The organism is Xenorhabdus szentirmaii DSM 16338, assembly GCF_002632585.1.
GTDB lineage: Bacteria > Pseudomonadota > Gammaproteobacteria > Enterobacterales > Enterobacteriaceae > Xenorhabdus > Xenorhabdus szentirmaii.
On record NZ_NIBV01000055.1, the window covers coordinates 1 to 341 of the forward strand.

At 61.3% G+C, this 341-nt stretch carries 1 pseudogene; it reads right to left on the bottom strand.

The features are described 5' to 3' along the window. Positions 1-341: pseudogene (locus tag Xsze_RS21600) on the bottom strand (DNA primase); the annotation flags it as partial.

The following is a 341-nucleotide window of genomic DNA, read 5'->3' on the forward strand; positions in this document are numbered from 1 at the left end:
CAGACCCCGCCATGCGCCCCCGGCAGGTACAGATGCAACGGGGTGCCCGCCCGCAGGCGATCCGTGATTTTGCGGCCATACAGCTCCTGCACCTGCCCTTCAGCACCGATCACCGGAATGACCAGTGAACCGCTGAAGTGCTCATGGCCGCTTTCCCGCAACAACCCGACCGCCTGAAGCCGGGCGCGGATCTCCGCCCCGGCTTTCTGTTTTTTATCGGGCAGCCGATAGCCCAGCGTGCGGTTGGCAAAGCCAAGTTTAAACTGGCTGACCAGTTCGGGATGATCAAGGCGGCGTTTTTTCAGGTATTGCTGCACTTCTGGCGCAGTGAGCAAGGTCTG